At 60.5% G+C, this 24,016-nt stretch carries 21 protein-coding genes; 7 read left to right on the forward strand and 14 right to left on the reverse strand.

What is annotated here, in order from left to right; translation table 11 throughout:
- Window positions 1–6 precede the first annotated feature (6 nt).
- From M3I54_RS18425 to M3I54_RS18445, 5 genes are all read right to left on the reverse strand, one after another.
- Window positions 7–2,010 (reverse strand): acyltransferase family protein, encoded by a 2,004-nt coding sequence (locus M3I54_RS18425; RefSeq protein ID WP_254338357.1) that lies wholly within the window; start codon window positions 2,008–2,010, stop codon window positions 7–9.
- Between the two features lie 850 nt (window positions 2,011–2,860).
- Window positions 2,861–4,180 carry a lipid IV(A) 3-deoxy-D-manno-octulosonic acid transferase gene (waaA, locus tag M3I54_RS18430; RefSeq protein WP_254338359.1) on the reverse strand — a complete coding sequence of 440 codons (1,320 nt, stop codon included), beginning with the start codon at window positions 4,178–4,180 and terminating at the stop codon, window positions 2,861–2,863.
- Between the two features lie 106 nt (window positions 4,181–4,286).
- The gene (locus M3I54_RS18435; RefSeq protein WP_254338361.1) at window positions 4,287–5,171 is read right to left on the reverse strand and encodes a Kdo hydroxylase family protein; all 885 of its coding nucleotides are present in this window, start codon (window positions 5,169–5,171) and stop codon (window positions 4,287–4,289) included.
- A gap of 246 nt (window positions 5,172–5,417) precedes the next feature.
- The gene (gene waaC / locus M3I54_RS18440) at window positions 5,418–6,413 is read right to left on the reverse strand and encodes a lipopolysaccharide heptosyltransferase I (RefSeq protein WP_254338363.1); all 996 of its coding nucleotides are present in this window, start codon (window positions 6,411–6,413) and stop codon (window positions 5,418–5,420) included.
- A 188-nt stretch (window positions 6,414–6,601) separates the two neighbouring features.
- Window positions 6,602–7,996, reverse strand: coding sequence for a phosphomannomutase/phosphoglucomutase (locus tag M3I54_RS18445; protein WP_254338365.1), 1,395 nt, complete (start codon window positions 7,994–7,996; stop codon window positions 6,602–6,604).
- A 248-nt stretch (window positions 7,997–8,244) separates the two neighbouring features.
- On the opposite strand from M3I54_RS18445, the gene M3I54_RS18450 reads away from it, so the two are divergent.
- The 6 genes from M3I54_RS18450 to M3I54_RS18475 all read left to right on the forward strand — a co-directional run bounded on the left by M3I54_RS18450 (window position 8,245) and on the right by M3I54_RS18475 (window position 15,691).
- A complete protein-coding gene (locus M3I54_RS18450; RefSeq protein ID WP_254338367.1) occupies window positions 8,245–9,507 on the forward strand; it encodes an oligosaccharide flippase family protein in 1,263 nt (420 codons plus the stop codon).
- Window positions 9,507–10,343, forward strand: a complete 837-nt coding sequence (locus tag M3I54_RS18455; RefSeq protein WP_254338403.1) for a glycosyltransferase — start codon at window positions 9,507–9,509, stop codon at window positions 10,341–10,343. The genes M3I54_RS18450 and M3I54_RS18455 overlap by 1 nt, the downstream gene beginning before the upstream one ends.
- A 563-nt stretch (window positions 10,344–10,906) precedes the next feature.
- Entirely contained in the window at window positions 10,907–11,140 is a 234-nt protein-coding gene (locus tag M3I54_RS18460; RefSeq protein ID WP_254338405.1) for a hypothetical protein, read from the forward strand.
- Window positions 11,141–13,316: 2,176 nt separating this feature from the next.
- The gene (locus M3I54_RS18465; RefSeq protein ID WP_254338368.1) at window positions 13,317–14,318 is read left to right on the forward strand and encodes an integrase domain-containing protein; all 1,002 of its coding nucleotides are present in this window, start codon (window positions 13,317–13,319) and stop codon (window positions 14,316–14,318) included.
- A 59-nt stretch (window positions 14,319–14,377) separates the two neighbouring features.
- The gene (locus M3I54_RS18470; protein WP_254338370.1) at window positions 14,378–14,833 is read left to right on the forward strand and encodes a hypothetical protein; all 456 of its coding nucleotides are present in this window, start codon (window positions 14,378–14,380) and stop codon (window positions 14,831–14,833) included.
- A gap of 54 nt (window positions 14,834–14,887) precedes the next feature.
- Entirely contained in the window at window positions 14,888–15,691 is an 804-nt protein-coding gene (locus tag M3I54_RS18475; protein ID WP_254338372.1) for a hypothetical protein, read from the forward strand.
- 138 nt (window positions 15,692–15,829) lie between these two features.
- On the opposite strand, the gene M3I54_RS18480 is transcribed toward M3I54_RS18475, so the two are convergent.
- Entirely contained in the window at window positions 15,830–16,045 is a 216-nt protein-coding gene (locus M3I54_RS18480; protein WP_028208499.1) for a hypothetical protein, read from the reverse strand.
- A 75-nt stretch (window positions 16,046–16,120) separates the two neighbouring features.
- Between M3I54_RS18480 and M3I54_RS18485 the strand changes: the two genes are divergently transcribed.
- Window positions 16,121–16,276, forward strand: coding sequence for a hypothetical protein (locus tag M3I54_RS18485; RefSeq protein WP_254338374.1), 156 nt, complete (start codon window positions 16,121–16,123; stop codon window positions 16,274–16,276).
- Between the two features lie 2,273 nt (window positions 16,277–18,549).
- Here the strand turns inward: M3I54_RS18485 and M3I54_RS18490 are convergent.
- The 8 genes from M3I54_RS18490 to M3I54_RS18525 form a co-directional block, all read right to left on the reverse strand.
- Complete coding sequence (locus tag M3I54_RS18490; RefSeq protein WP_254338377.1) at window positions 18,550–18,765, reverse strand: hypothetical protein; 216 nt, start codon at window positions 18,763–18,765, stop codon at window positions 18,550–18,552.
- Window positions 18,766–18,794: 29 nt separating this feature from the next.
- Window positions 18,795–18,953: a hypothetical protein gene (locus M3I54_RS18495; RefSeq protein ID WP_254338378.1), complete on the reverse strand. Its 159-nt coding sequence runs from the start codon at window positions 18,951–18,953 to the stop codon at window positions 18,795–18,797.
- Window positions 18,954–19,059: 106 nt separating this feature from the next.
- On the reverse strand, window positions 19,060–19,395 hold the full coding sequence (locus M3I54_RS18500) for a hypothetical protein (protein WP_254338380.1): 336 nt from the start codon (window positions 19,393–19,395) through the stop codon (window positions 19,060–19,062).
- The gene (locus tag M3I54_RS18505) at window positions 19,392–20,402 is read right to left on the reverse strand and encodes a PRTRC system protein D (RefSeq protein ID WP_254338407.1); all 1,011 of its coding nucleotides are present in this window, start codon (window positions 20,400–20,402) and stop codon (window positions 19,392–19,394) included. The genes M3I54_RS18500 and M3I54_RS18505 overlap by 4 nt, the downstream gene beginning before the upstream one ends.
- Window positions 20,403–21,502: 1,100 nt before the next feature.
- On the reverse strand, window positions 21,503–22,195 hold the full coding sequence (locus M3I54_RS18510; protein ID WP_254338382.1) for a hypothetical protein: 693 nt from the start codon (window positions 22,193–22,195) through the stop codon (window positions 21,503–21,505).
- Between the two features lie 378 nt (window positions 22,196–22,573).
- Complete coding sequence (locus M3I54_RS18515; protein ID WP_254338384.1) at window positions 22,574–23,317, reverse strand: LrgB family protein; 744 nt, start codon at window positions 23,315–23,317, stop codon at window positions 22,574–22,576.
- Window positions 23,314–23,685 (reverse strand): CidA/LrgA family protein, encoded by a 372-nt coding sequence (locus tag M3I54_RS18520; RefSeq protein WP_254338386.1) that lies wholly within the window; start codon window positions 23,683–23,685, stop codon window positions 23,314–23,316. Before M3I54_RS18520 ends, M3I54_RS18515 begins: the two co-directional genes overlap by 4 nt.
- A gap of 96 nt (window positions 23,686–23,781) precedes the next feature.
- The coding region (locus M3I54_RS18525; RefSeq protein ID WP_254337968.1) for a transposase at window positions 23,782–24,016 on the reverse strand (235 nt) is incomplete at its 5' end.

The following is a 24,016-nucleotide window of genomic DNA, read 5'->3' on the forward strand; positions in this document are numbered from 1 at the left end:
GGCCTCTCAGATTGACGGATCGATGTAGTCGGCGTTTTTCACGATCCAGTCCGGGTTCAGGTGCGACCTGTCCTCATAGAGGGCCGACCATTTTCCCGTCACGCGGATGCACGTTTCATCCACGCACAAGCGTGAATCGGGGTCGATGATCGAGGCATGATCGCGCTCGGCAAGCGCGATCAACTCGTTGCGAATGCTCTGTTGCAAACCATCGATTTTCACCCGCTGCTCAGCCTGATGTGGGTCGAAACTCCCGAGTCTCGATAAAAACACATGCGGGTCAAACGGGTCACCCACTGGGTTATCGAGCAGCACGTAGACCTTTTTGCGCTGCGCCTGCAGGTCTTTGACTTCCCGATCAAGCGCCGCGAGCGCTGCCGCTCTTCCTTCGGGCGTGTCGAGACTCAATTGCTTTCCGTCGCTGACCAGATAGTAGCCCATGCCGTTGAAGTAATAACTCCAGTATCCGCCGATCACGACCGTAGTGATTCGGCTACTCGCTGCCTTCGCGAGCGCCTCACGCCGTACCGCCCCGCATTCCGAATCGACAGGTAAATCACGATTGAAGACTTGCGGGATGGGTGGGCAAGCCGCAGCAACCGCAAAGATCGCTCCGTTTCTTGAGACGTTGCTTTCCTCAACGTCGTAGACTCGTTCCGCGTACTGAGCTACGTGTGAATCACCGAGGAAAAGCGTCGTCGTCTTCCGGTCTTTGTGCATCGGAAAGATGCCATCGCGAGCTTGCCCATCTGGACTCCTGGCCGCCAGGAAGTCCCAGCCGCCCCGCGATGCGAGGTCGACCGAGTCGATGCGAGGACTGATGAGTGCGTCCTTTATCGCCACGCCGCTGCCCAGCATGAGCAGAAGGCCGGCACACAGCAGAAGCGCAGTTCGATTCGACGAGCGATGCCAGCGAATCTTCCTCTCGACAAAACGGTGTGTGAGCCACGCCAGCACGATTGAAAGCAACACCACGGCGATCTTCGTGAGGTGACCATTTTCCGGCCAGACGAAATGCGCAAACGACAATAACGGCCAATGCCAGAGATAAAGCGGGTAACTGATCAGCCCGCAAGTCACGAAGGGCCGGCTCGACAGTAACGTGCGATTGATCCACGCGCCTGAACCCGCGGCAATGACCAGGAAAGTGCCCATCGTCGGCAACAATGCCCAAAATCCTGGAAACGCCCGCTCATGATTGGTCAGCAAAAATCCTGACAGCAAGAGGCCCACTCCCACTGCACAGACCAGGTTGCCGTATCGGCCGATCAGGTCGGAGCGACGCAACGCGATATAGGCAAGCGAGCCGCCAACCATGAGTTCCCAGAAGCGCGAAAGGGGTGAGTAGAAGGCCGCAACCGGATCACGATAGGCAAGCCATACGCTAATGCCGAACGACATCGCCAGGATCGCCCCATTGACGACAGAGAATCGCCAGCGATGCGTCCATGCATAACTCAGGAGCAAGGGCCAGAAGATGTAGTATTGCTCCTCGACCGCAAGACTCCAGAGGTGCAGCAATGGCTTCGCCTCATGGCCGTCATCGAAGTAGCCGCTCTCGCTCCACAAAACAAAATTCTGGACGAAGGAGGTCCCACCGACGATGTGTTTCCCAAGTTGTCGGTACTCGTCTCGCAGCAGCACGAGCCAACCAGCAATCGCACAAAAGAGCAGTACGAGAAGAAGCGCAGGGAAAATTCGGCGGATGCGTTTCCCGTAAAAATCAGCAATGCTGAATTTATCTCGCTCGAGATTCGCAAGAATGATGGTGGTGATGAGATATCCGGATATGACAAAAAAAACGTCGACTCCGATGAATCCGCCTGCCATTCGGCTTGGGAACGCATGAAACAGAATCACTCCCATAACCGCGATCGCTCGCAGGCCGTCGACGTGGGGGCGATATTCATGCGTCGCTACGCTGCGGGTCGCGGCCCGGTCCGGTGAACTATCGAGAATTTCCGCCGCGGACGGCACCGGTAGCACTTGCGGGGTAATCGTCGGTGACATGAACTGGCCTTCGATGACTGCATATCGGCGAGGTGAACGCCAGCGATACCGACACTTAGCAATGCATTCCTTACGCAGACGTGCCTCGAACACAAATCAACCACGTGGACCCAGTACACCTGTGCTCAGGCTTGAGCGTATGTGCGCGTACGTACGCATCACTGCGCGTGAAGGTACGTAATGACCCAACCCTTTCATGCGGCTATAAACCACCCTTCATGCGTCTATACATTGCCCTTCACGTATCCGTGCTCGATCCTTTCATAACGATAACTTTCAAATAACAAACGAAACGCGCCACGGTGAAATGACGGCAATTTATCCGGTTTTAGGCCTGCCGGATCGACTCGCACGCCGGTGGTCTGCGCGGTCAAACCTTCTGTTCGGCGCTGTTACCGGATGTTGTATCGCTACGTTCCCAGCGGCGCTTTTCCGAGCGTTCGCGCTTTGCATTGGCGCTGCGATGCTCATCGTCACCCAGCGATCACTGGATGATAATTAGTTTTCCTTCATTAATTTTGGCAAGGATATTACGACACAAAGATTCGTATCTATCAGATATGGTGAATGCGGAAGATCTTGGCAGCGATCGTTGCCAGTTTGATCACAGCCGCATATCGCACCCGCAAAGATCGCGCGAACGAGTTTGTAGAAAGGAAATAGTGCTAAGCAGGACAGCTACGATTTCTGGCGATCGCCTCAAGAACGACGTCTTAAGAACTATCTACCCTGCTTCATGCAAAGCTTCTGAGCGAACGTTTTGACAGACATCCGCGCAGAACAAACAACGCTTTTCGACAGTCTCCATGCCGTCGTTGAGCGAGTTCCGTATGCGCAACCGCGCGTGACGTCATACATCGGAGACGAGAGCCTGCACAACATCCACCGTGCGCGCCGTCGCGCCGCGGTGGCGCGAAGCGAATGCCGCTGCAGCCGCGCCCATGGCGACCCGGCGTGACTTGTCGTTGAAGAGTTCGCGCAACGCGCGCGCGAGATCGGCGGGGTCCTGCACCTGCAGGGCCGCGCCCGCGGCCGTGGCGTCGGCGGTGGCCTGCGTGAAGTTGAACACGTGCGGCCCGATCAGCACCGGCACGCCCACGGCGCACGCTTCGATCAGGTTCTGCCCGCCAAGCGGCAGCAGACTGCCGCCAATGAATGCGAGGTCGGCGGCAGCGTAGTAAGCGCCCATCTCCCCCATCGAGTCGCCGAGCAGAACGCTCACGTCCTGCGGCAACACGCGTACGCCCGCATGCACCGAGGCCGCGGCAGCCGCAGCCGGCGCCCAGCGCGAGCGCCGCTCGAGTTTGAAATTCTTGCGCTCCACGAGCGCCGCCACCTCGTCGAAGCGCTGCGGATGGCGTGGCACGAGGATCAGCAGCGCGTCCGGCACCGCATTGGATTGAGTAAGTGCCGCGAAGGCCTGCAGCACGAGTTCCTCTTCACCTTCGCGCGTGCTCGCCGCCACCCACACCGGGCGCTCGCCGATCGCGCGCCGCCATTCGCGGCCACGCGCGATCAACGCCGGCGGGCTCGCCATGTCGAACTTCAGGTTGCCGAGGACCGCCACGTTGCGCGCGCCGAGCGCGGTGAGGCGCTCCGCGTCGGAGGGACTTTGTGCAAGCACGCGCGTGAAGCCGCCGAACACCTCGCGCGTGCCCGCGCCGAACTTCGCCGCCCGCTTGAACGAGCGCGCCGACATGCGCGCATTGGTAAGCACGAGCGGCACGTCGGCGTGCTTGCACTCGTCGATGAGCGTGGGCCAGACCTCGGTTTCCATCACGAGACCGAGCGACGGCCGCCATGCGTGCAGGAAGCGCCGCACCGCGTGCGGCATGTCGTACGGCACATAGCAGCGCAGCACGCGGTCGCCGAAAAGCTGCTCGCCGGTGGCGCGGCCGCCCGGCGTCATGTGCGTGAGCAGGATGCGCGCGTCGGGGCGCGCCGCCAGCAGCGCGTCGACGAGCGGCTGCGCCGCGCGGGTCTCGCCCACGGAGACGGCATGCACCCAGATGAGCGGCGTGTCGTCCTCGGGCAGGCGCCCAGCCGAATAGCCGAAACGCTCGCCGATATGCTCGCGATAACCGCGCTCGCGGCGCGAGCGAATGAATAGCCGCAGCACCGCGAGCGGTGCAATGAGCCACCAGGCCGCGCGATAGATCGCTCTTAGCATCGGGCCTCCGCGACGGCCGCGACGGTCAATACGATGCTTGGCGCAATACGAAATGCCGCGGCCGCGCGGCAGGGGGCGTGGATCGGCAGGCTCATCGCGCGTGGATTCAAACCAGTTCCTTGCCCTTCAGGCGTTCGAGGATGCCAAGCGGCGCCCATTCGGGATGCACCATCTCCTTCACCGGCAGAAAGAAAGTCTGCTCCATCATGAACTGACCGGACATCACGGCGTGCGACGTGTGATCGGAGAAGCACACCCACACGCTGCCCGGCGGAAAGCCGATGGTCTCCTGCGGGCTCGACTTCTGATAGCCGAGATCGGCCTTCATGCCGTCGTGGAGGTTGAGCATCAGATGGTCGTACTCGCTGCGCGGCGACTTCGTGATGTGCAGCAGGTTCTGCAGCCACGCCGAGCCGGGAAACTGCGGCTTGATGTTCGGCAGGAAGCGCTTTGCCATGTCCTCGAACGGCTCGCCCACGCGCCACACGCGCGGCACGCCGTTCGGGTTGACGTTGGTGAACACGCGCAGGATGCGCTCGCCGTAGTTCGGGCGCGAGGGAAACGCATCCACGTGCAGGCGCGAATCGTCCTTGCGCCACGAGGTCTGGCGCGTTTCCACCTGATGCAGGCGCAGGCTCGTGGGTGCCACGCGCAGCTTGCCGGTGTACTCGGGAAAGAGGCCGTCCACCAGCGTGCGCGCGCAGGTCTGGTAACGCGCGATCAACGCGCGCACGGCCGACTGCGTAACGGTGTCGCCCAGCACGCCGTGCAGCGCGCCGCCGTTCGGGTCGAGGCTGATGTTCTTGCGCTTGGGGTCGGCGATCGCGGGGTCGAGCAGCGCGCGCTCGCCGCCTTCGATCGCAAAGGCCAGGTTCGGAAAATACAGCACCTTGCCCTGCTCGACAGCGTCGAGCAGCGTCTCGCGCGGTTGCGAGAGCTGCTGGCCGTGCCAATCGGCGGATGTGATTTCGATGATCTGGGATTCGTTCATTGTCTCGCCCCTGGAAGCGATGGATCTGATTGCCTGCCGGTGTGGCGCGGTGCGAGCGTGGTGTGCCTTGTAGCCCGGTTTGTTGCCCGGTTTGTTGCCGTCGCGCGCCGCCCTTGCCGGCCAGGTCCTGGCGCGCTTGTGCACGTTTGTGCACCCTCGTGTGCGCCGATTCTTATACCCGCAGCCTCCACGGTCCGCATTGACGCGCCGCAGCCCGTCCAGCGCCCACGCTGCGGCGGCGCGCCGCTACAGTAGCCCGAAGCCCGCCAGCGCGCCCTTCACCTGCGCGAGCGTCGGCGGCTGGCCTGCCGTGCCCAGATTGACGACGTTCGGCGACCAGTAGGCGCCCGTGCGCCAGGCGGTCGCAAAATTGTACAACTCGACGCTCGGGCGCTTCAGCGCCGCCGCGATGTGCACGAGCCCCGTGTCCACGCCCACCGTGGCCGCCGCGCCGTCGATGAGGCCCACCACGGCAGGCAGCGAGAGTTTCGGCGGCACGATTGCCGCTTCGCCGAATTCGCGCGCGAGGCGCTCGCTCGTGGCGCGCTCCGCCTCGCTGCCCCACGGCAGCACAAGCGACGCACCGCGCCGCACGAGCGCCTGGCCGAGTTCGATCCAGTGCTGGTCGGGCCACTGCTTGTCGGCGCGCGACGTGGCATGCACGAACACCACATAGGGCACCGGCAGGTTCAACCCGACGCCCGCGAGCACCTGCGCGGCGCGGTAGGTGTCGAGGCCAAAGTCGATGTCGTCGGTGACCAAGGGCGGCGCGAGATCGAGCGCGCCCGCAACCAGTTGGCGCGTGCGCTCGACCACGTGGGTGCGCGGCTCGATACGGATCGAGCGGTCATAGAAGAAGCGTACCGGCCATTCGTAGCCCGCGCCGTCGGTGCGGTTGCCGAGGCCAACGAGCGGCCCGCGCGCCCAGCTCGCCACCCAGGCCGTCTTGATGAGCCCCTGGCAGTCGATCACGAGGTCGTACTTCTCGGCCGCGAGCGCGCGCCGGAACGCGCTGATCTCGCGCCAGTTGGCGCCCGAGAAGAGGCCCTTGCGCCAGCGGCGCAGCGAAAACGGAATCGCGCGGCGCACGCCCTCCACGAGTTCGACGAGCGACTGGAAGCTCTCTTCGACGAGCCAGTCGATCTGTGCGTCGGGATACCGTCGCCGGATATCGGCGATGGCGGGCATGTTATGGACGACGTCGCCAAGCGACGACACGCGCACGATGAGGATCTTTTGCACGCTCAAGGCTCTTGGGCCGGACAGATTAAAAAGGTGGGCAATTTTAGCGCGCCGCACGCAAATGCAAAGAAAAACCGGGGAAATGCGCGGAAAGGAATGCAAACGGCGCCGCGCCGTGACTGGCGCGGCGCCGTTGGGCGCGTCATATGACCGCAAGGGGCCGCAAGGGTTACAGCGGCCCCAGAGGCTTAGAACGGCAGCTTCGCGTCCGGCTTCTCGGCGAGAATCACGCGCTTGAAGTCGGCCTGGATGCGCGCGAGCGCGGCATCGTTGTCGGCCTCGAAGCGCATCACGACCACCGGCGTGGTGTTCGACGAGCGGGCAAGACCAAAGCCGTCCGGATATTCCACGCGCAGGCCGTCGATGGTGATGACCTCGTCCTCGCCCGTGAACTTCGCGTTCTTCTGCAGCTTCGCGATCAGCTCGAAGTTCTCGCCTTCCTCGAGCTTCAGTTGCAACTCGGGCGTGGCGTGCGAGTTCGGCAGATCGTTGAGCAGCTTGCTCGGATCGGCCACGCGAGAGAGGATTTCGAGCAGACGCGCGCCCGTGTACAGGCCGTCGTCGAAGCCGTACCAGCGATCCTTGAAGAACACGTGGCCGCTCATTTCACCCGCGAGCGGTGCGCCGGTTTCGCGCAGCTTCGCCTTCACGAGCGAGTGGCCCGTCTTCCACATGAGCGGCTCGCCGCCCTTTTCCTTCACCCACTTCGCGAGATTGCGCGTGCACTTCACGTCATAGATGATCTGCTTGCCCGGGTTGCGCGAGAGCACTTCCTCGGCGAACAGCATGAGCTGGCGATCGGGGTAGATGATCTGGCCGTCCTTGGTCACGACGCCCAGACGGTCGCCGTCGCCGTCGAACGCGAAGCCGATCTCCGCATCCGTTTCCTTCAGCGCCCGGATCACGTCCTGCAGATTCTCGGGGTGCGCCGGGTCCGGATGGTGGTTCGGGAAGGTGCCGTCCACCTCGGTGAAGAGCTCGACCAGCTCGCAGCCCATCGCCTTGAAAAGACGCGGAGCCAGATCGCCCGCCACGCCGTTGCCGGTGTCGACCACGATCTTTAGCGGCCGCGCGAGCTTCACGTCGCTCAAAATGCGATCGACGTAGGCATCGGCGATGTCGTACTTCGTGTAGCTGCCCTCGCCCGCGTCGAAACGGTCTGCAACGATGCGATCGTAAAGCGCGAGGATTTGGTCGCCGTAAATCGCCTTGCTGCGCAGGACCATCTTGAAGCCGTTGTAGTCAGGCGGATTGTGGCTGCCCGTCACGACAATGCAGGAGTCCACGTTGCGCTCGCCGCCCGCGAGCTTGAGCGGCACGCTCGCGGCGAAGTAGCCCACAGGCGTGGGGACCATGCCGACGTCGACCACGTCCACGCCGGCTTCGCACAGGCCGTCGGCCAGCGCACGGGAGAGATCGGGACCCGAGAGCCGGCCGTCGCGCGCGATCACCACGGCGTCGCCGCCCTGCGCACGCACTTCGCTGCCGAACGCGCGGCCGATGGCGCGCGCGGTGTCGGTGTCGAGCGTCTTGCCGATCACGCCGCGAATGTCATATGCCTTGAAAATCGATTTCGAAATCATGTGGAGGCTCACGTCCTGATGAAGATTCGGGTCTATTCGTAACACGGACAGGCAGTTGAAAGCCTCTGGCGTTACGAAAAGTGGGATCCGTTACAAACTATAATTGCCGTTTTTCGGCAGTGGTATGCACCCATTTTAATGCTTCGCCGTTTCCTTTTATTGCCAAAATATTCGTCAAAAATGGCGGAGAGATTGCGCATGCCGCGTGCCTGCCCCCTTTTTAGCGCTTCCCGCCACGGCGAGGCGCGATGCTGAGCCTCAAGCGCTTTGGGAACCCCGACGTCGCCCGCGCGTTTGCGAACATCGTGTGGCTCGGCCTCGAGCGCGTCACGCAGATCGCGGTGGCCATTGCCATCAGCGGCGTGCTCGCGCGCTATTTCGGCCCTGACGTATTCGGCAAGTGGCAGTACGCCAACACGCTGCTGCTCGTGCTCGCGCCGATTACGTGGGTGTGCGGCGCCGAGATTCTTGTGCCCACCATCGTCAACCGGCCGCCCGAGCAGCTCGGCACCGTGCTCGGGAGCGCGTTTGCGCTGCGCATTGGCGTGTCGGCGGCGGCGCTTCTCGTCACGTGGGCGGGCATTGCGCTTGGCGTAACCGACCCGATGGTCGGCGCCATGCTCGCCGGGCTCGCCGTGACGATGCTGTTTCGCGAGCCGTTCGTGGGCGTGATCAACGCCTGGCTCCAGAGCATGACGTACAGCAAGCCGCAATTGCTCGCGAGCATGACGACGGCGGTGATCAAGGCGCTGCTCGTATTTCTGCTTGCACGCGCGGCGTTCGCGCCCGCCACCTTCGGCTGGCTCTGGGCGCTCGAATCGGCGGCGATTGGCGCGGCGCTCGTGCTCTACTTCCGGCGCCGCCACGGCGGCAAGCTCGGCTGGCACGTGGACCGCTCGCTTTTTAAGCATTTCGCGAGCGCGGGCACGGTGTTCTGGCTCGGGCTCATCTGCATGTACCTGTTCCTGAAGCTCGACCGCTTGATGCTCGAGCGCACGATCTCGTTCGCCGATCTCGGCCGCTACTCCGCCGCACAGCAGCTCAACGAGAACTGGATCACGCTCGCGCTCATGCTCTCGCAGACGATCGCGCCCGCCTTCGTCTACCGCGTGCAGCAGACCGCGCAGCTGCGCCGCAACCTCGTGCGACTGTTCGCGATGACAGCCGTGCTGATGGTGGCCGGCGCGCTCGTGCTCGACGCGCTCGCGGGCTTTATCATCAGCCGCGTGTTCGGGCCGGACTATGAAGGCGCGATCGGCATCTTCCGCTGGGCCGTGTGGCTCTCGGTGCCGGCGGGACTCGAAGCCATCGGCAACCTCGTCGTGCTCAAATATCAGGCGAAATTCGTGCTGCTGGCGAAATGGCTGCTCGCGCTCGCGGTGGCGTTCGCCGTGAATCTCGTCGCGATACCGCGACTCGGCTCGTATGGCGCGCTGTGCGGCCTCGCGGCAGGCTATCTCGCGGCGGCCAGCGTGAACCTTTACTACATCCGCTTCAAGCTAGTTTCATGATGAATTCCGCCGCGCTTCCAACGAGCGACGCACGCGAAGGCGCGCTCGCCGACGTTGCCGTGCTCATGCCCGCGTACAACGGCCAGGACGACGTCGCGCGCACGCTCGCGTCGTTCGATGAGGACGCAACGATCTATGCGCTCGTCGTCGATGATGGCAGCACGCCGCCCATCGTCGCGCCCGAGGTGCCTGGCATGTGCGTGGAAGTTTTGCGCTTGGCGAAGAACGGCGGCATCGAGCGCGCGTTGCAGGCGGGTGTCGAGGCGCTTGCGGCGCGCGGGTTTCGCTACGCGGCACGTATCGATGCGGGCGATCTCGCCGCGCCTCAGCGCCTCGCGAAACAGCGCGCGCGCATGGAAGCCGAGCCCACGCTCGCGGCGCTCGGCACGTGGACCCAGGTGGTCAATCGTGCGGGTGAGCCGCTTTTCATGCTGCGTCCGAGCAGCGATGCGCGTGCGCTGCGCCGTACGCGTCTGTTGCGCTCGCCGCTCGTGCATCCTTCGGTGATGTTGCGTGTCGATGCCGTGCTCGCAGTGGGCAACTATCGCGTGCAGTATCCGGCTGCTGAGGATCTCGACCTGTTCCTGCGGCTGATGGAGCGCTACGAGTGCGCGAATTTGCCGGAGCTCGGCCTCTACTACGAGCTGAACGAAGGCGGTATCAGCGCGACGAAGCGCCGCCGGCAGATCGTATCCACGCTGCGCCTGCAACTGCGTTATCTGAACGTGCTGAACTGGCGCGACTGGGCGGGCGTTGTGAAGAGCCTGCTTCATTTCGTGACACCTTATCGCACACTGCACAAAGTGAAGCGGGCGCTGTTCGCGCGCGATGCATAGCAAGGCAAACCGTTATTGCCTCTGCAGCCCCGTCACTTACGGTTGTGCTCTTCCGTCTTGGCGCGCTTCCTGCCGTCGGACCAAGTAAGTTAGGGCCAGAACCGTTCCCACCACGGTAAGTTAAGCCAGCAGGCGCCTGAACTCATTCGCGAGCAGGCCCTGTTTCGTCGGGTGATGCACCGCGAAACGCCCGCGTGGAGGGATTCCGAGCAACCCCCAACCTCGTCGCCCATCCTCGCCTGCCGCACTATTAGTTGATATGTACATCATCTCCATCACGATAATAATCGTGAGCAATGCGACCTCATTTTGACGTCAGCGAATGATTTTTCATGCAAGGACGTCATCGCAAGCGGGGAAATCACCGATAAGCAAGGATGCATGCGGCGGGTTATATCACGTGACAAGTCAGATTCAGAATCATTGTCAATGATGTAAATACGTTGTTATGTCAACCATAGGTTTCTATGGCGCCATGTTTCTAGCGTCCCAAGGTGAATGACATGCCATTCCTTGTTCAGATTAGGGCACTGATGCGGGAGAGGAGGTTAGGTTTGACGGTCATGGCCGAACGACTCGGCGTAGCGCATCAAAACCTGGGCGCATCGCTCTCGGGTCGACACGACGCGCGAAGTTCGACGCTGGACGGCGCGGCCGACGCCCTCGACGCCGAATGGGTATTGGTGCCACGCGAGAGTCTCGCCGAGATTCGCGGTGTTCTGGCAAGCAAACGTGTGGGCCCGTTAGTGGGTGAACAATCGCCGGCTTTCAGTCGTTCGAGCGGCCGAACTTTATGACTCTCAAGTCGCCATGGACCTGAAGGCTCGGAACACCGTTCACGTTCACGCCCATGCCTGCCCCGCTCGCACCAAGGACCGCGGAGCCGCTCGAGCTCCCGTGAACAGCGCCACCGTGCCGGGCAGCACCAGGCAAACGCAAGCCAGGCGCAACCGGGACGGACGAACATCCAAACAAAACGTCGGCGGACGGTCTAGTCCTCCCTTTGTGAAATGGCGGATAGATCAGTCAAAACATGCATGGGGAACATATGGCGAGCTTGCGGCGACGTGAGATTGAGGCTCCTGGCGGCGAACGGCCCGAAGGTGAGTGTCCAGAGCAGACTCCCGAGCAATCGCAGCGAGGGTTCGAGAGCGTAGCTCCTCAATACATGGACGCGCATCAGGACAGTTCCAGCAAAACCTGGTGCGGACTTATTCTGCGTCTGCTAGGGATCCCGACAGGTTTTGGAGGCGCTGCCTTCGTGTTGTCGGCTTTCGATGTCTCAGTAACCACGCAATCGCTACCAGTCCTTCTTGTTGGCTTGCTGTGCGGCATTGGTGCGACGTCCTACGGCATCGCATTTAGTTGGCGCATTTTTCGTCGGTATTGGTGGGTAGCGCTTTTATGGTTCTTGCTGACGCTTCTCGTGGAAGCCCTTCTCTATGTGGCCATACCCCCGTCCACTCCTCAGTGGTAGCGAACGGGTGCGGCCTCACCCTGAGTTCAACCGCAAACCGCTTAGCCGGTGCAATGTGTAGCCGCTGTTGCTGATCCTGCTAATTCTGCTGATCGGGCTAACCCAACGAAAGACGCATGTTTTTAGGGGTCTTTCGATGTCTCCCGTGAAGAAATCGGGCGCTTTTTCACAACCCTCAAGAAATCAGATGAATGCCATTTTCAATCGCAAAAGGCTGTGGTAATGTTGCTTCCGCTTCAAGCGTCTCTGACGCATCGACTCGGCATGGTATCCATGCCCATTGCTTGACTGGCACCCTGCAACAGTGACGACTTCGGTCGAGCTCCCTTGCATTGCTGGGATAGCCTTACTGCCTCCGGCGCGGCTCTTGTAGTCCGTCCGGTTAAAAATTGCTTCAACGCGTCTTCGACGCATCTTTTCGGCATGGCCTCCATGCCCATCGCTTGACCGGCGCTCTGCAACAGTGACGACTTCAGTCGCACACCCTTGCAGCGCTGCAAGAGCCTTTTTGAGAACGCCCCCGGCACGGCTCTAGTCGTCCGTCCAGCGTAAATATCTTCCTCTGCAGTTCGCTGCACGCCACCATGAAAACGCACGCGGCCTCATCTACGCGTGTTCTCCCTGATTGCGCTCGCAACGAGCGCGAATCCGTGAAGCGCATTCGACGCATTGACCCTCCCCCGTTCGTCTGGACGACTCGGGCCTGAGGCGACATGCCGATATGCGTGCACGATCGCATGCCCCTCTGATGCAGAGGACTCCCCGAATGTCTCGCCACCTGGGTTGTGGCACATCCCTGCTTTGTGCTGTTTATCCGAAGCAATGAGCTGGTTCCCAGCCTGGCCAGAGTCATCAGCATGCCTTCATTGTCCGATTGCGGATAACTGTTGGCGCCCTTTGCGTCTTTGAAACGCTCGACCCACTCGAGCCCATCGATCGTTTCGGTCTGCGACGCGCCGCTCTGGCGCACATCATCCCTTTCACACGCCCTCAAGCGCGATCCCGACGTGACTTGCTCACCCGAGATTCCGCCCCGATCGTGCTCGCCCTCGCGCGAGCCGTCACCGCCCACGTGCTGCATGCACACGAATGCGGTTGAACATCGAATGCGCCGCGACGCGGCGCGCGGTGTTCATTCCGCCCCGGGCTCTCACTTCCAAGCGCGCAGACCTTTCCACCGGCATCAGCCGGGGACCCTCAGCTAAACCGCCTCTGCCCAATTTTTTGCACTTCCGAATCACACAGCAGATCAACGTCGCACCCCCGTTGATCCCGCGCAATCACGTGTCCTCCTGGGACACGCCGCCATCGCGGCCGATGGCAACAGGGTGCCCTCATGCGCGTCGCCGCCCCGCGCATGAGGCTGAAGTACAGGCGGAGAAACCAGCCAGCCACAGGAAAGGAACCTTATGGGACGAAGATCAAGAGGCGTCAACCACGCCGCGCAGATGAGTCGGGACGCCGGCGGAAGCAAAGACTCACAGAAGCACCGCCGCTTGCACTGGAGCGAGTTCTCGCGTTTCGCCGCGCGCGTTGGCCACACGCTGGAAGCGGTGGACCAGGCGGAAGACTGGATGCTCGAATACTTCGTCTGGTTCCTCGTTGCCGGGGCGATGAAACCTGGCACCCTCGCGAACTATCGAGCGTCGCTCTCAGTGATTCAAGGTACGGCCGGCCAGGATGTGTCCCGCTCAACCCGCAGTCGAGACCTCCAGCTCGAGCGACGAGACCGGCATGGCAGGCATCGAGCGCGTACGCCCCAGGAATTCAGCGACCTGCTCGCCGCAGCGCAGGCGTTCGACAGCAGCGTCGTGCACGTGATTCGCCTGATGCGTTGGCTTGGGCTTCGCATGCGCGAGGCACTCATGTGCGGCAAGTCACTGGAAACGTGGCGAGATCTAATCTTGCAGGGAGATCGACGCCTGCCTGTCGAACGCGGAGCCAAGAACGGCCGCCCGCGCCGCACCGAAGTGCTGGCCGACCATATCGACGAGACGCTCGACGCAATCAACGCAGCGCTGGCGTTCTGCCGCGATCGCGACTTTGAGTTGGTGAGCGGCTGCCACGACGATCTTAAAAGCGCAAAGTCCCGCCTGAAATCGCGCTTTGAGCAATTGCCAATGCGTCGCGAACTCGCGAGCCACAGTCTGAGATTCACGTATGCAGTCGACTTCGCTAACGCCGCACTGGATCGCGGCGTATCACCTGTCGATGTACTGACCCAGCTCTCGGACCGCCTCGGTCACGGACCGTCGCGGGTGAAGATGATTCTCGAGGTCTACTGCTGGCAAATCCGCCATCGGTTCCCAGAAAAAATCCACTTGCCGAGCGACTTCGTTCCCCGCAAGCAAACGAAGGACGCCGCGTTGTCCGCGACGAGCCGCCCCGAAGATCGATCCGCGTCTCACGAGCCTGCCGACAGGCGGCGAAGGCCAGCGCGTGGACGCCGTTTTCAAACGAATCATGGAGGAAAAAGGCCCAGACAAAAATTCTTTTAATCTGCACTGCAAATTACCTAACGGCTACAAACCAGACACTTACAAAGGAGCAAGACAACGTGCTGGAATCACCACTCACTGAGGAAGCGCGCGGCGTGCTTAACCGATACAGCAGCGAGAACGCCGTCAAAACGCTGCTACCACTATGGCGACAGTTTGAAGACTTCCTTCAATCGCGCGGTCTATCGCCCACTTCCATCCTCGATATTCCGGAGGACACACTTCGTGCATACGCCAGCCATCTCGACCACCGGGACTGCCATGTCGATGACGCGCTGGTCGCACTAAGCGCCGTGCTCCTTGTGTGCCTGCACGCAGGCTACAGCGGCAAAGTTCTGCGCTCCGTTGTGATCCCGCGTATTCGTCGCCCCATCGAGAACCGACAGTGGGACGCATTTCGCTTGCGAACCTACCAGCCGCTCGAATCCTCGCAACTCGCCCGCAGTCGCAGACGCCGGGCCAAGCGCGAAGCGTATGCACAGGATACGGTTCGCGCCGACGTCAATCGCAAGTAAGCAACGTTCTTAATGCCTTTCATCGCTCCATCTACAACCATCGAAGGATCAACCATGACTCATCTGATTGTGGCTCACTTTCAAAGTTCGAACGGTGCCGCGCAAACTTCAGCAGCGCAAGTTCTTCACGCACAGACTGGAGGATTGCTTATCAATCCCCGCCCGCTTCATATGTCCGACGAACAAGGGAGCAACATACATTTGGCGACAAGTGAAACAGCACTTCAGGATCACTACTGCACCTTGATGACATCCCGGCGCGGGGGGATTATCGACGTGACGCCTGAAGACCGGAAAGCCATGATCGCATTCATCCAGGCAAGGCGCCCTGTTCTTACCGAACTGAAAACGATCATCGTTTCGACGTCTCCGGACACCGCATCACAGCAGGCTGCCGTAGAAACGCTTGCGGAATTAAGTGCGGCGGGTGTGGCTGCGTCCTGCATCAGGATCCTCTGTACCGACGCCCCAGCGAACGCCGCCCTCGAGGAGGTCTACCCCATCGTGGCCGAATATGCGCGTGAAGCGGAGATCACGCTATTGCCCGAGGCGACGCTTCCGGGATCAACGTCTTTTGCGAAGGCTCAGCAATTCAAGATGCCGATCGCCGCTGTCTTGAACGGCGCTGTCGATTTCGAAACCGAATTGACCGCGGCGCGACTCAATGGCGCGCCCGAAAAAATCATGCATGGACTCGCCCACAAGGTAATCGCGCAGCGCGATCTTCTCGACACGGCGGGTGCGTTTAAACGCGTCGCTGGGGCACTCGGACTACCGTGCATTTCGCAGGATGAGTGGCGTGCCGAGTTCGCCCCGGCGACGAACCGTAAACGGACGAAGGCGACAGCGTTTGATTAAGGGCTTTCAACGCAACTTGGCGTAACTGCGCCGCTACTAAGGGGATCGACGGCACACTTCCACTCAGTGTCCGTCGATCGGTTTACGCATGATCCGGCGCGTGTCGAATCGGATCCTGGCTGTCGCATGTCCAACTCTTCACGGGCGGCTGGCCTCCATGAGTAACAAGCGCAACGCGTCCGTCACGTCCTCCTGCGTGACGGTAGTCGAACCATCACGCAGATAACGCAGAGCGGCAAGGTCAAGGACTCGTTTCAGCACGGCATCCGTGTCCGAGATGAAACGATCCTGCAACGCACGCGAAGCGAAGTCGGTGGTGTGGCGGGATACCGAAAAAATATCGCCCGCCATCATTCTTAGCCTCATCCGGACATAGGAAGCTATCCAGCTGTCCCGTTTGTCAACGCATCCGATCAAGCAACAGCGACAATGCAAACCATCCGCTGCGCCATTGAAGGCGCATGGTTCGTCGTGCTGTCCGTGCGTCATCTGAACACCGCATCTGAATTCAGCAAACCCGAGATCCCGGACACGCTGGCATCGAGGCGTTTCATCGAACATCATCTCAGCTCTCCTGTTAGCTAGGTTAGCGATCGCCTCGCTCCGGAGGACGTTCGCCAGCCCAGTATTCCCCCACCATCGCAAAGTCAAGCTTGCGGCGGAGAATGTCGTCAGGAAATCTAAATGAACACAGAACTACGCCAGTCAATACACCGGCAGCACGGACGACAGGGAGTGGCGACGGTTTTCAAATGAAATGGCGGGGGCGTATGTCGCGAACTGGTATCGCGTTTGAATGCAACGTTCTTCACGTGCTCTTCCGTCGCCGTGCTGTCACGACCAGCGTGCGACTGCGGGTCGACTGCCTGCATATCTTACCGGTGACGCCGACGGGTGGGACACCCGGCGTGCCTGGTCTAGGAATTCCCGCGTCGAAGCCAAGACACCGCGCAGAAATAAACAAAGCCGCGCCCGAAAACGCGGCCCTAATTGAAATCGATAGCGAAGGCTGAAACAGCGGTCGTTCGTTCAGTGCCGACACGAGCGGCGTTCATGATCTGCCTCACGGCTCTTTTTCAACATATAGCCACCGTAAAAGTAGATGGCCAACGTGACAAACAAAGTAAAAATTGCAAAACCCATGCTCATTCTCCGTGGAGTGGACGCCGTCTGTTTGCACGTTCCTGGTCTGCCTTGCGACCGTTACGGTCCATGATCATGCCAATACCGCAGAGGCCCAACGCAACGATCATCGCGACAATGCCGAAACCCATATTCATTCTCCGTTGTATCGCCGTCCTCTAGTTAACGTTCGCGGTCGGCCCTGCGACCGTAACGGCCCATGGCCAGATCCAACGCGGCAAGTAAGACAGCGACTCCCAGTACACCAAAACTCCAGCCCATCGTTGTTCTCCGACGGTGGACGGTATCCAGTCATAGGGTACCGCGGCGGCGGCGCACATCCACGGCCATTATGAGCCGCCCTCGCCTGTTCGTCGATGAGTGCGAATCTGGTCGCAGGAACGCTGGAGATGAGCAGTGGAAGGTGCACGCCAACTTTTGCCTTTGGCGGTCATGCGGCGTCCCGTGCAATCCCGAGGGCAAGCATCGAACCTATGACGGGGCTCTTCGAAATGCTAAAGCCGCACCCAAGCGCGCGTCGTTAAATAGACCGTTGAGGCTCACGCCACCTTCGTCCGTTCAGTCCGAACGCGAACGGCGTTCACGATCCGCCTCCCGGCCCTTCCTCGTCATGTAGCCGCCGTACCAGCAGATGGCCAACCCGACAAGCAAAGCAAAAACGGCGAAGCTCATAGCTATTCTCCGTGGACTGGACACCCTCTGTTTCCATGGTCGCGGTCAGCTTTGCGTCGGCCGCGATCCATGATCGTGCCAAGCCAGCACAGCCCCCGCCCGCAACGCACATTGCGACGATGCTGAAGCCCGCGTTCAATCCCCGTCGCAGGGGCATCCTCTATTGGACCGTTCGCGGTCCGCCTTGCGGCCGTTGTGGTCCATGACCAGGCCGAACGCGCCGAGCACGAGAGCGACAGCCAGTGCGAAGAAGCTCCAACCCATCTTCATTCTCCGTCGGTATATGACACCGAGTTATAGAGTATCACGGCGGCGGCACGGCCCCGCTTCGGCAAAGCTTTCTGCCCGGCCCAGTTTTTCAACGCCCGCCGAAATTGGGGTGCCTCGGGCGCCGCGTGCGAGCCCAGGCTGTTCCGTGACATCGAATCGCTCGACCGCTCGAACCGCCTTGCGGACTCGCAAAGCGCACCTTTAGGCGCCCCGGTCTCCTGCGACTGGATTTGAGCGGTCTTGAGATTCCCTCGAAACGGAATGGAGATCGTCGCCCCCCCTCCTTCGTCGCTCAACGACGCCAGAATATGACGGAAGCAGCTATTGATCGGCTCAGGCGTGGAGGCACACCGGAGGCGGCCCCTGGGATGCACCACAAACGCCAGTCTCGAGCAAAACGGACTTCGACTCGCCCCGGCACCCGACGCCATTCGGCTAATCTCGTTTAGGCGCCTAAACGGCTAAACCCGGAATCATGCAGTTTCTGTTGAGCTTTTGCCGATTGGTCAGTCGAAACAAGGCCGAAATCCGTCGGCTTTCCCTCCCTCTGTGAGGCTTTCCTCCACAAGCTCGCGCCGCTGCCGCGACGATTCTTCGAACCGCAGTGCCGATCCATTGGCATCGTTGATCAGACGCCTCCAACAGCCCAACACCTTGTGTGAAGCCGTCGCCTCCGTTGCTCCGGTCCAATGGAGAGAAAACGACTTAGGAGGGCGACGGCGTTCCCTTCTTTTGCGCGCTACTTCTTCGTAGCGCGCACGAATAGTCGGAACCTACATAAACATGCGTCGGCACCGGAGAAGCAGGGAGAATGCCACTCGTATGACATACAGGAAGCCAATTGCCCAGCTAAAACCTACGCTGCCGCATGCAAATAGAAACTTGCCGCTCTGCTGCATACCGTAGGCGTAGAACAACAGACCGAGAAGTGCGAGCAGATAGCAGGCGATGGCAATGGCTGCCCGGCGCGCGAGCCAGTGCCAGCTCATGAAACTTCTCGTCGCTTTCTCGAACCCATTCATTGTTCGTCCCCCGAGCCATGGCGTGCGTCAAATAAAATGCCGCCGACTTTCCAACCCGCAGCCGCTACTGCGACCAGCGCCGCAATGTAGACCCACGAGATGGGTTCGTCGAGACGTTGGCCGTGAAGGATGGCGTATAGGCGTTCGTATTCCATGTCGATTTTTCCTTGACGTAGACGCCCGGGTGCACAGCGCGACGCGCTGCGTCACCCGGGTCTGAACTCATCCTTGCACGCTGTTGGGAAAGTCAAGTTCGCGTAGCTAGTCGAGGTAACCGGCCAGTTGATTGAGCAGTTCTACGCTGAACCTCGGCGCAAGGTGCGCCGCATCATCTGCGCTCAGACTCTGGAAGCCTTGGGTCGCGATCGCGTCGTTCACTGATAACCTCGACGTTGTGGGGTGCGCCGGCGTGGGCAATGCGGATCCGAGCTGTGATGCTTGCGTACGCTGCATCAACTTTTCACGAAGCTGCGCCTCGGCAAGCGACCTGAAAATCATTGCGCGTTCGCGAGGCGTAGTGCAGCGGCTCAATCGTTCGTATAGCAGCGGCGAGACAAGGGGATTGATCGTCATCGTCATCTCAATTTTGTTGTTCATGCCGCCCCCCGTTCACGCGCGAGTCCAGCCTCACCGACGATCAGGAATCCGTGCGCGTTTGCGAGGCATGGCGAGTCGATCAGTTCGATGACAGCACGCGGGAACGCGTGCCGAATTGCAATGCCATAGAGCGCTGCCCCCCCGCCCGAAAGTATGATCGAGCGTATGTCGTGCAAGCGACCGACTTCGTTCTGCATTTCAGTCGCAACGCCGGCCATGATCGGGTCCGCCAATGCAACATACCGTGCGAGATCGATCTTCTTGCCATAGAAATAGAAGGGTGCCCTCTCTCGCAACGCCTTGTCGATACGTTCGATGTCGTCGACCTGCTCGCCTTCGTCTCGTGAAATGAGTTTTGCGATGCGCTGACAAACGTGTGATACGCCACCGGGAATGCCGCCACTGCGGTTGTCGTCCATCGTGAAGCCTTTCGCGCAGATCCAGTCCGTCGTGAAGTAGCCTACATCGACCAGAAGGTGCGCGTCGTCACGTCCGAAGCCACCGCGGCGCCCGCTGGCCGCAAACGCAAGCGAACCCAGAGGCTGCGGGATGACCACCACCTTCTCGACCACGACGCTGCCGTGACCAAAGTCATGTTCTCCGACGAACTGCAGCTTTAGCTCCGTCGAATATGTTTCCAGGTTGTGAACAGACAGGCCCAAGACAAGACGCTCGATGTGGGTGACACCGGCGAAATGAAACGCGCCAAAAAGCAACGCCGCATAGTTGTCGGTCGACACATAGGCGTCTGCGAGCGCGCGGCCTGTCCTGCCGTAAGCCGCAGTTATCGGCACATCAGGGCCAACTTCGTATTCGATGCCCTCGATCGAGATCTTTGCGACCTTGCGGGTGGGAAACACACTCTCACCGTAAGCTGAAAGCGCGCGGCTCGCGGCCAGCGGCGCGAGTGACGGAAATATGCCGGTGGTGATCGCGCCATTCGCAGCGCGGTATGCGTACTTCGTATTGCCGTAGCCGACGTCAACGGCGAAGACGGGGGTTTTCAAGTTCGGTGTCCTTGAGCGTGGTGTTGACAGGATTGTGCGAAGTCGGAGACGATTTTTCCCTTCGCTTCGTTTTCCTAAAAACTCGGACTTGCGCGCGCCGACTGCTTCGCAATGCATTCCACGGGAAACTCCGACTTTGCTGGATTCAGTCTATCGAGCAAGACGCGATGGGAAGTCGGCGAATGCTCACAAGAAAGGAGGGGCTTTCATTCGCCTGTAGCGCCTCACGCCCTGCCCCTGAACTTCCGTGGCAGCAATCTGCGCCTGAGCTTGCAATATGACAACCGATCCGCGCTAGCGCCGACGTCGAGCCGTTCGCTCGAACCCAGCACGCACCGATCCAGCATGAGAAGCCACAGACGCTTCAGGCTGCATGGAAGCAATTACAGCCCGCTGAGCGTATTCAGAGACTCAGAAAGGAAAATGCCAGACAGGTTGTCGGTCGTGCGAACGATGCAAGCCCACTCGAGGCATCTAAATGCACCCAGTGCATCCGTAGCGCTCAGTAATCAGACCAAGCGACAGGCGAAGAAGAGAAGCGCCGGTGTCATCTCGCGAAACGCACGCCTGTGCCGCAGCACACGAAGTTGGAGTGCGTCTCTGCCGGGCGCTGACAGAAGCGATAGAGGGCGATTCGCGAACATGTACCGCGCCGATCTGCTAGATGAATTGCCGCCCGCAGCTTACGTTCAGCGCGCGTGCCGTCACGAATCCCGGAGAGTTTGCTCAGAAAACGCGTTCGTGGGCTAGCGGCCGCGCGCTCGCGTGGTTGCTTGACAAGAGACCCAACCCGTGGATGCGGCGAGTGATGTCGTCGGTCAGCGTGTGCATTGTCGTGTACTTGCGACGTAGCACGGAAAGAAAATCATGGTCCGCAGACGTTGCGGGCTGTCATCGCGGAGATGGGACCAACATCGATTCGTATTGTTATTCGACTGAGGTCGAAGTCTGCTTCAGGAATGCGCGCAACGGCTCACATGTAGTTTGCTTTCACCAAGCGCGATCAAGACCGGCTTACGTGTCAATTCAGACATGAAAGCGAGAGCAACGCGAGTCTCTTCAAGAAAATCAGCCGAAGGCCGAGAGTAGGTCGTCCCCGCTTAGGATTCGGCATCCGCAGAGCCGCCCTGAGCTTCGCGACGCGGCCTAATGTGTCGCGTTCCGACTTTAGGGCTGGACGCGGCCATTCTGAGCCGGCGTTGCGCACTCTCAGCGGCCGCATCTTGACGGCTCGACAGGTCAATTTTGAAGAAGATGAAGTTTCTTACAATAAAATCTTCCAGATCGGAAAGATGCGGCAACAATTGATCGAGGTCAGGGACATCTAGGCGCAAGGACTTTTTGTCGCGTGCCAGGCGGACGCGTACCGCTCTCGGCGTGGGTCTTGGGAGTCGGTCGAAAACTGCGAACTCAAGGATGTCATCTAGTGCGACGAAGCCCGCGCGCACCGCTTCGCGTACGCGCGAGATGAACATTGCTTCACCAAACTTATCGATCGCGCTCAGCAGCAGTTCACCGATCCGGAAGCTAACGTGCTTCGCCCCTCCGACAGCCTCGACGACTTCCATCGGGATGCGCGTAAGAGCGATCGCTTTTGAAATGTTCGACTTAGAAATCTCGAGCGATCTCGCCAAATCACTTTGCGACGACCACAGGCGCCTTGTGAGCATGTCTTTGTAGAAGCAGCCTAGCGCGTAGTGCGAAGCGCCTTCAGCGCGCATTCTTTTGTGGACAGCTCTGGCAGTTACCTTGTTGGGTATTGCCTTGGAGGTGGTTTTCGGTTCCGTGCCCATGAAACTTAGTTGCCTCGAATTAGTGTCAGCCGCAGCACGCTGGGAATCGTTTTTTGGACTTATTATCGATAAGTAGACGAATAATTCTATCGAATTTTACATAATCACGCCGGATTGACCGATTTTAAGTAACTATCTCGTTTAGGCGCCTAAACGAAAACGCCCCGCTAGTGCTAATAAGTCCTTGTTCTTAATGGGATAGTCTCGCGCATCAAGGTGTGAAACGCTTGAAACGAAGGATAGCACCGCTGGCGAACGGAAATTCGGGCAAAAGCTAAACAGAAACAGCGCCATTCCGGGTTTAGGCGTTTAGGCGCCTAAACCACCGGTCTGCCGAGGCTCCTACTGGAGCAGTACGCCACCAGCGCCGAAAATTTTCTACATACACCGCAGAAGGACCGGCAGCAATACAGGCACGACGAACGCGGTGAACACACCGTTTAGACCCATGCCTAGCCCGGAAAACGCCCCCATCTCCTCGCTCACCTGAAACGCACGCGCGGTGCCGATGCCATGCGAAGCCACTCCGATCGCAAAGCCGCGCACCTCGGTCTCACGCACGCGAATCACGTTGAGAATCCAGCGCGCGGTCACGGCACCGAACACGCCCGTCGATATCACGAGCACGGCAGTGAGCGACGGGATGCCGCCGATCTTGTCCGCGACGGCCATAGCAATCGGTGTGGTGACAGACTTCGGTGCGAGCGAGGCAATGGTCTGATGCGAGGCGCCGAAGAGCTTCGCGACGCCGACCGCCGACACGATCGCCGTGAGCGAGCCTGCAACGAGCCCGCCGAGCAATGGCAGCGCGCCGCGCTTGAGCTTGTCCCACTGACGATAAAGCGGCAGGGCGAGCGCGACCGTGGCGGGACCGAGCAGGAAGTGCACGAACTGGGCGCCCTCGAAATACGTGCGATACGGCGTATCCGTAATCTTGAGCGCCGCAACGACGAGCGCCACGGCGATGAGCACCGGGTTGGCGAGCGGATTGTGTTTCGCGTGCGCGTAGATATTGATGGCGATGAGATAGGCGACGAGCGTCACCGTCAAGCCGAGCAGCGGCGTGGCGGCGAGATAGACCCAGATCGCGTCGAGTTTCGTGATGGGCAGGTGGCCATTCACGATGCGCCCTCCCCGGCCGGTGGGTTGCGGCGCTGGCGACGCAGCAGCGCGCGCGTGACGAGCGCCGTCACCGCGATGCCGAGCGTTGTGCTCACGACGAGGCTCGCAATGACGGCGAGCGCCTCGCCGCGCACGGCCTGCGCGGACACCATGATGCCCACGCCCGCCGGAATGAAGAGCAGCGAGAGATGGCGCAGCAATTCGAGCGCGGTTGGTTCAATGGCCTCAGCGGCGGCCGGCCGCATCATCGCAAAGGCAAACAATAGAAGCATGCCGATCACAGGACCGGGCACGGGCAGCGAGAACACGTAGGACACGCTCTCGCCCAGACACTGGAAGATCAGGAGGGCGGCAAGGGAACGAAGCATGGCTGAGGCTATGGCGGGGCTGGAAACAGGCGCGGCGCGCGCAGTGTAGCCCAATGGCGCGCGGGGCGCAGCGAATCGTCATACTAGTCGACTGCGTCATTGAAATGGCACTGGTCGAATTCGCCGCGATGGATCGTCATACTTCCATTTAATCGGCTTGGGATTCTTGTTGTGCTCGCGGATATAGCGCATCAGCTTGCGCTCCAGATCCTTTACCGTGGTGAAGATACCTCGCGCAATCACGTCGCGCTGGATGCGCGAGAACCAGTTCTCCACCTGATTTAGCCAGGAGGTATAGGTCGGCGTGTAATGCAACCGCACGTTTCGGTGT

The sequence above is a fragment of the Paraburkholderia sp. CNPSo 3274 genome (assembly GCF_024206475.1).
Lineage (GTDB): Bacteria > Pseudomonadota > Gammaproteobacteria > Burkholderiales > Burkholderiaceae > Paraburkholderia.

What these genes read in the sequence shown, in the direction of transcription:
- M3I54_RS18425 (WP_254338357.1), bottom strand. Translation starts at nt 2,010, where the DNA reads ATGTCACCGACGATTACCCCGCAAGTGCTACCGGTGCCGTCCGCGGCG.
- waaA (WP_254338359.1), bottom strand. Translation starts at nt 4,180, where the DNA reads ATGCTAAGAGCGATCTATCGCGCGGCCTGGTGGCTCATTGCACCGCTC.
- M3I54_RS18435 (WP_254338361.1), bottom strand. Translation starts at nt 5,171, where the DNA reads ATGAACGAATCCCAGATCATCGAAATCACATCCGCCGATTGGCACGGC.
- M3I54_RS18445 (WP_254338365.1), bottom strand. Translation starts at nt 7,996, where the DNA reads ATGATTTCGAAATCGATTTTCAAGGCATATGACATTCGCGGCGTGATC.
- M3I54_RS18450 (WP_254338367.1), top strand. Translation starts at nt 8,245, where the DNA reads ATGCTGAGCCTCAAGCGCTTTGGGAACCCCGACGTCGCCCGCGCGTTT.
- M3I54_RS18455 (WP_254338403.1), top strand. Translation starts at nt 9,507, where the DNA reads ATGAATTCCGCCGCGCTTCCAACGAGCGACGCACGCGAAGGCGCGCTC.
- M3I54_RS18460 (WP_254338405.1), top strand. Translation starts at nt 10,907, where the DNA reads ATGGCCGAACGACTCGGCGTAGCGCATCAAAACCTGGGCGCATCGCTC.
- M3I54_RS18475 (WP_254338372.1), top strand. Translation starts at nt 14,888, where the DNA reads ATGACTCATCTGATTGTGGCTCACTTTCAAAGTTCGAACGGTGCCGCG.
- M3I54_RS18480 (WP_028208499.1), bottom strand. Translation starts at nt 16,045, where the DNA reads ATGATGGCGGGCGATATTTTTTCGGTATCCCGCCACACCACCGACTTC.
- M3I54_RS18485 (WP_254338374.1), top strand. Translation starts at nt 16,121, where the DNA reads ATGCAAACCATCCGCTGCGCCATTGAAGGCGCATGGTTCGTCGTGCTG.
- M3I54_RS18490 (WP_254338377.1), bottom strand. Translation starts at nt 18,765, where the DNA reads ATGAGCTGGCACTGGCTCGCGCGCCGGGCAGCCATTGCCATCGCCTGC.
- M3I54_RS18495 (WP_254338378.1), bottom strand. Translation starts at nt 18,953, where the DNA reads ATGGAATACGAACGCCTATACGCCATCCTTCACGGCCAACGTCTCGAC.
- M3I54_RS18500 (WP_254338380.1), bottom strand. Translation starts at nt 19,395, where the DNA reads ATGAACAACAAAATTGAGATGACGATGACGATCAATCCCCTTGTCTCG.
- M3I54_RS18510 (WP_254338382.1), bottom strand. Translation starts at nt 22,195, where the DNA reads ATGGGCACGGAACCGAAAACCACCTCCAAGGCAATACCCAACAAGGTA.
- M3I54_RS18520 (WP_254338386.1), bottom strand. Translation starts at nt 23,685, where the DNA reads ATGCTTCGTTCCCTTGCCGCCCTCCTGATCTTCCAGTGTCTGGGCGAG.